General features: G+C 41.5%; 3 protein-coding genes and 4 pseudogenes. 2 read left to right on the top strand and 5 right to left on the bottom strand.

The annotated features are described in order from the left end of the window. The 3 genes and pseudogenes from MF4640_RS18250 to MF4640_RS18240 form a co-directional block, all read right to left on the bottom strand. Positions 1 to 829, bottom strand: a pseudogene (locus tag MF4640_RS18250) (IS66-like element ISAba25 family transposase); the annotation flags it as partial. Between the two features lie 74 nt (positions 830 to 903). After that, positions 904 to 1239 (bottom strand): IS66 family insertion sequence element accessory protein TnpB, encoded by a 336-nt coding sequence (gene tnpB, locus MF4640_RS18245; RefSeq protein ID WP_000618091.1) that lies wholly within the window; start codon positions 1237 to 1239, stop codon positions 904 to 906. After that, positions 1236 to 1619, bottom strand: a complete 384-nt coding sequence (locus tag MF4640_RS18240; RefSeq protein WP_001055585.1) for a transposase — start codon at positions 1617 to 1619, stop codon at positions 1236 to 1238. The genes tnpB and MF4640_RS18240 overlap by 4 nt, the downstream gene beginning before the upstream one ends. Positions 1620 to 1849: 230 nt before the next feature. On the opposite strand from MF4640_RS18240, the pseudogene MF4640_RS18235 reads away from it, so the two are divergent. Next, a pseudogene (locus MF4640_RS18235) lies at positions 1850 to 1957 on the top strand (transposase); the annotation flags it as partial. Here the strand turns inward: MF4640_RS18235 and MF4640_RS18230 are convergent. Both MF4640_RS18230 and MF4640_RS18225 read right to left on the bottom strand, forming a co-directional pair. Further along, complete coding sequence (locus MF4640_RS18230) at positions 1936 to 3702, bottom strand: ATP-dependent nuclease (protein ID WP_002115233.1); 1767 nt, start codon at positions 3700 to 3702, stop codon at positions 1936 to 1938. The pseudogene MF4640_RS18235 and the gene MF4640_RS18230 sit on opposite strands and share 22 nt — an antisense overlap. A gap of 113 nt (positions 3703 to 3815) precedes the next feature. Next, a pseudogene (locus MF4640_RS18225) lies at positions 3816 to 4646 on the bottom strand (DUF3387 domain-containing protein); the annotation flags it as partial. Between the two features lie 51 nt (positions 4647 to 4697). Between MF4640_RS18225 and MF4640_RS19185 the strand changes: the two are divergent. Then, positions 4698 to 4830: pseudogene (locus MF4640_RS19185) on the top strand (IS5/IS1182 family transposase); the annotation flags it as partial.

The following is a 4830-nucleotide window of genomic DNA, read 5'->3' as shown; positions in this document are numbered from 1 at the left end:
GTTTTTTCTCATTCTCACCCATCCGCATGATGGTGACCGGTGTTTCATCTGCATGCAGCACCTGCTGTTGTAGTACCACCTCTTTTAAGGCATTGGCCAGAGGTTCCAGTTCTACACCGCAGCGACCTATCCAGTCAGATAAAGTGGATCTGGACAGATCAATGCCAGCCCGCTGATAGATCAGGCGCTGACGGTACAGCGGCAAATGATCGGCATACTTCGATACCAGCACATGGCTGAGCAATTCAGGTGAAGCAATGCCTTTATCAATCACATAGGCGGGCATCGCTTGCTGAGTTAGAGTGTCACACTGATCACAGACCCATTTACCACGCACATGCTGTTCCTTATAGAACTGTGCCGGTCTGAAATGCAGTTTTTCACTGACATCTTCGCCGATACGACGGAGTTGGCAGCCACAAGCACATTGGGTTGATGCAGGTTCATGCTCAATACGGATGGTGTGTAGATGATCTGGCAGTGGTCGACGTTTAGGTTTATTGGTTTTGGCTTTCTGTGTCGCTGCATTGGTTTTATCTGCATTTAGCCGTTCCAGTTCTAGATCAACCGCGGCAATATCTTCTTCAACCGCTTCATCCCACAGATGGATTTGTTTTGCCGTTAAGTGTTCATTCTTTTGGGCGAATTTGTGCTTTTTAAACAGCGCCAGTTCATGCTCGTATTTTTGATTGAGAATAGAAAGATGTTGAACTTTGGCATCCAATTGTTGGTTTGATTGTGCTAGAGACTGATGCTGCAGCGCCAACTGCCTGGTGAATTCCAGCAGTTGTTCATGGGTCAGTTGGCTTAAGTCAGGCAGCGTATTCATGACCGCAGTATGCCTGAGGTCATGAGAAGAATGAAATAGAACGTTTGGAGAATAGCAGAATGGTCGAGCCTGGTTTAAAGCATCGTCACCACCTGCTGTCGTCCAATGCGCTGCCAGGGCAAACCTTGGATCAGTGCCTGTAACTGTTCCGGGCTGAGGGCCACGGTTTCACCTTGGTGAACTTGAGCCCAGTGAAATTTGCCCTGTTCCAGCCGCCGGGCACACAGCCAGATGCCCAATCCATCATGTACCAGCACTTTCATGCGATGGCCACGTTTATTACAGAACAGGTAAGCACAATGCGGTTTGATGTAGCCAAAGGCTCTCACCACCTGAGCCATGGTCGTATCCATACCTGCACGCATGTCCATGGGCTGAGTAGACAACCAGATTTCATCAATGCGGATCATGTTGCAAGTGCCTTGAGTAATTCTGCCAAGGCAGGTATTTCTGATGTCTGCCATTTTAGCTGAATATCATTATTCGTATGAGGCACGGTGATACACAACGTGATCCTCTCATCAATAGGTTGGCTGATTGCAGCAGTGTAAGGCAAAGCAATAAATGCTGGATTCACATGAGTAGGATCCTGCACGGCACCCTCATGATGGCTGAAGATCCTGATCCAACGACTGACAAGGTTGGCATTAATACTATGTTGCAGTGCGACCGAAGCGATCGAGGTATTAGGATTTTTGCAGGCATTGACAATACTGAGTTTGAATTCTTTGCTGTATTTTCGGCGTTTTTTAGCAACAGGAGGTGTTGCTGAATATATATCCATGTTCATGGATTAAGTCCCCACTTGTTTTTAGGTGGGAACTAAATTAAGGCTTATAGGATCGCTTGGTAAGGCTGTGTTAGCCGGATGCTTACGAGGCTGTTGATCTTTGAGTGAAAAATGAACGGCATAGCAACAAGGTATAATGGTTTCGCCAAAAATCAAAAATACCACCGAGAACGGACGTTGCTATGCCAAGGACAATGCTAACAGATAACGCCTAGGAAGCCCTAAAGCAAATACTTAAAGAGACAGGGCGTGTTTACAATAAATATGAACACCGAAATACACTGGAAGGCATACTTTATCGTATGCGCACAGGCATTCAGTGGCGAGATTTGCCTGAAAGTTCTACTGGGGATAAATGAAAATCCTCTATCTTTTTAATATCCTTAGGAGCAAACCAATATCTTATTGCGGTATTACAGGTTCGCGTACCTTCCGCTACTGGGCATTTTTCCCATACGTTAATTTTCTTTTTTTTATTATTTTCTTTTTCCACCTTTTTGATTGAATCTAAATCAGTAACTACCAAAGTCTTAAGTTCAAGAAAGTCGAGGAGTGGATAAAAAAGATGAGCATGAGCTCCTCCAGCTTCAATACAAGTTACATACTGGCTTGCTAATTTTTGATGTTCTGGTAAGGATTTATCAACTAATTCTCTGAGGCGAGGCATTAATAACCGTTCAGTTGTCCCCTCAACCATAATCACTTTATCTGCAAAATAAAGATCACACTTAGTCAGAGTCATGTATTTATGCAAGAACTCTTTATCAGTAACAGATATTGTTTGCATACCCTTTTTAAAATCTTTAACTTTAGTATTTCTAATACTTTTCACTGCATCTTTTTGGTTATAGAAATATCTTACTGCATCAAAACATGCCGCATTAGCAACATGAGAAGAATGTGTAGTAATAATAAACTGAACATTCCAAACGTCTTCTGCTGGATAGGCACTCGAAAGCTTTTGAATAGCAACATTTAATTGATTAATAAAAACTTCCTGCATCTGTGGATGCAAATGAGCTTCAGGTTCTTCAATGAATATCAAATGGGCTGAAGGGCGAGTAATTTGAGATCGGTAAATTTTGTGATAGCTTTCAAGTTGTAGCAGCATATAGATTAAATTTCGCGTACCAAGACCATTATATCCCTCAGGTAAATGCACACCATCTGTACCACTATAAACAACTTTTGTATGCCCAGACAAAAGTGCCTCTACATTTAATGAAGTTTCAGGCCTTAATTCAGTATCATTAAGACTTGGAAAACCCATCACCCCCATAACAGGTAATAACTTTTTGAGCATTTTGTCAAAATCACTTTGAACATTAAGCTCAATATCTTCAACAGATTTCTTTAATTTCGCAGCTAACTCTTGATCAGATTCTGTAGCCGTTGGTGCAGCAGCTGTTTTAAACAATTCACTAAGTAATTTTCCGATAACATCAGCCTCACCAAGCTTTGTCTTATCAAGAGTTCTTTGTGCTTGAACAAAGTTACATTGTAATAATGCTGCGAATGCTGAAGTATCCTCGAAATTTCTCTTATTAGACTTATCCGTCGGATCTATTGCACTAACATGCACTTCGTAAATTTTTGATAAGTTATTACGTAAACACTTAAAAAAATGTATTTGAGGTTCCATACCTACTGGTGGTTGAGGTATATCAAACAACAAATGCATTTTTGCTAAGACAGGCCTATATTCAATACAAGCAATCGCTGTTGTAGAGTCCATATCTAAATCAATGATAAATGGTGAAAGAGGCCCTAAAGTCGGGGCATCACTATCGTATCGAAATGTCAAAGAAAGAGTGATTATAGGCAGTGTATTATATATCTGCTCTGGACTTGCCCCCTCTTCTTTCAATTTTCTTGCATTTAAAAACTTCTCACGAGACAAACTAGAAAAATCTTCCAACCTAAAACGGGCTCCTGACTCACCACAAAAACAATCAAATATGCTAGTAAAAGATGTTTTTCCGCTATTATTTCGCCCTACAATCACAGTTGAATTCTTTTCTAATACAATCTCAATATCTTCAAGAAGTCTATACCCCTCAACTCTAACTTTTTCGATACGCATTGTTCCCCCCAAAATACATTGGTTATTGTAACTTTATCTATTTTTTCAAAGGTTTCGCCCAAGAAGAGCATGTAAATTATTTTGTGTACATTACGTTCTTTATAAATGATTTTTTAGCTAGTCGTCCACGCATTCGACAACTGCTCAGCTTGCTTCATCACAAGCTCAATCGCTTCAGCCGCTTTATCAGGCGGGTATTTCCATCGCTGCAAAGTACGACGTACTAATATTTTCAGCTGAGCACGCACACTATCCCTAACCTGCCAATCCACTGTCGTTGACTTCCTAAGCTTCTCTGTAATCTCTCGTGCGATCTGTTTCAGCGTATCGTCTCCAAGCTCTCTGACAGCACTTTCATTGTTTGCCAAAGCATCATAGAAAGCGATTTCATCAGGATTCAAACCAAGTGCAGCTTCACGCTGCATCTCTGCCTGAAATTCTTTTGCCATTTGAATGAGTTCTTCAATGACCTGAGAAGTTTCAATCGCTCGGTTATTGTATTTCCTCAAGGTTTCCTGCAAACGGTCAGAGAAGCGTTTTTCCTGTACCACATTGTTTCGCGTCTTTGCCTTAATGCCATCATTGAGTAACTTTTCCAGAAGTTCAACTGCCAAGTTACGGTATGGCATCTGCCGTACATCTTCCAAGAACTCATCTGAAAGCAAGCCAATATTAGGTTTATCCAAACCACACATTGCAAAGACATCTGTTACGCCATCAGCAATGACAGCATTGTCCAGAATCTGTTTTAGCGTACTGTCCTTTTCCGCTTGCGACAGTTTACGATCTACAGAGGTATGCTTGCTAATGACCGCTTTAATGGCTGAGTAAAAGGCAATTTCTTTGTGCAGGTTCTTCGCTTCATCCAAGGTGCTGCATAAAGAGAAGGCTTTATTGATTGCCAGAACTAAATCAAGAAAACGCTTTTTACCATCCTTTAAGGCTTTGTTGCACAAACCTATCTGTAAAGGGTTTTTCAGCGATATAATTTTCAAATGAAGAAGCCTACACACAAAATCTACCGCACAACCAATTGGCCCGCATATAACCGAGCACTCATGAGTCGCGGAAATATTGCCATTTGGTTTGATCCTGCTACGCAATGGTATGCGCCATCAAAAGGCAAAC

Origin of the sequence: Acinetobacter sp. MF4640 (genome assembly GCF_002018895.1) — a bacterium.
In the GTDB taxonomy this organism is placed as follows: domain Bacteria; phylum Pseudomonadota; class Gammaproteobacteria; order Pseudomonadales; family Moraxellaceae; genus Acinetobacter; species Acinetobacter johnsonii.
The sequence above is the reverse complement of the archived record's forward strand: the minus strand, read 5'-3'. Positions and strand labels throughout refer to the sequence as shown.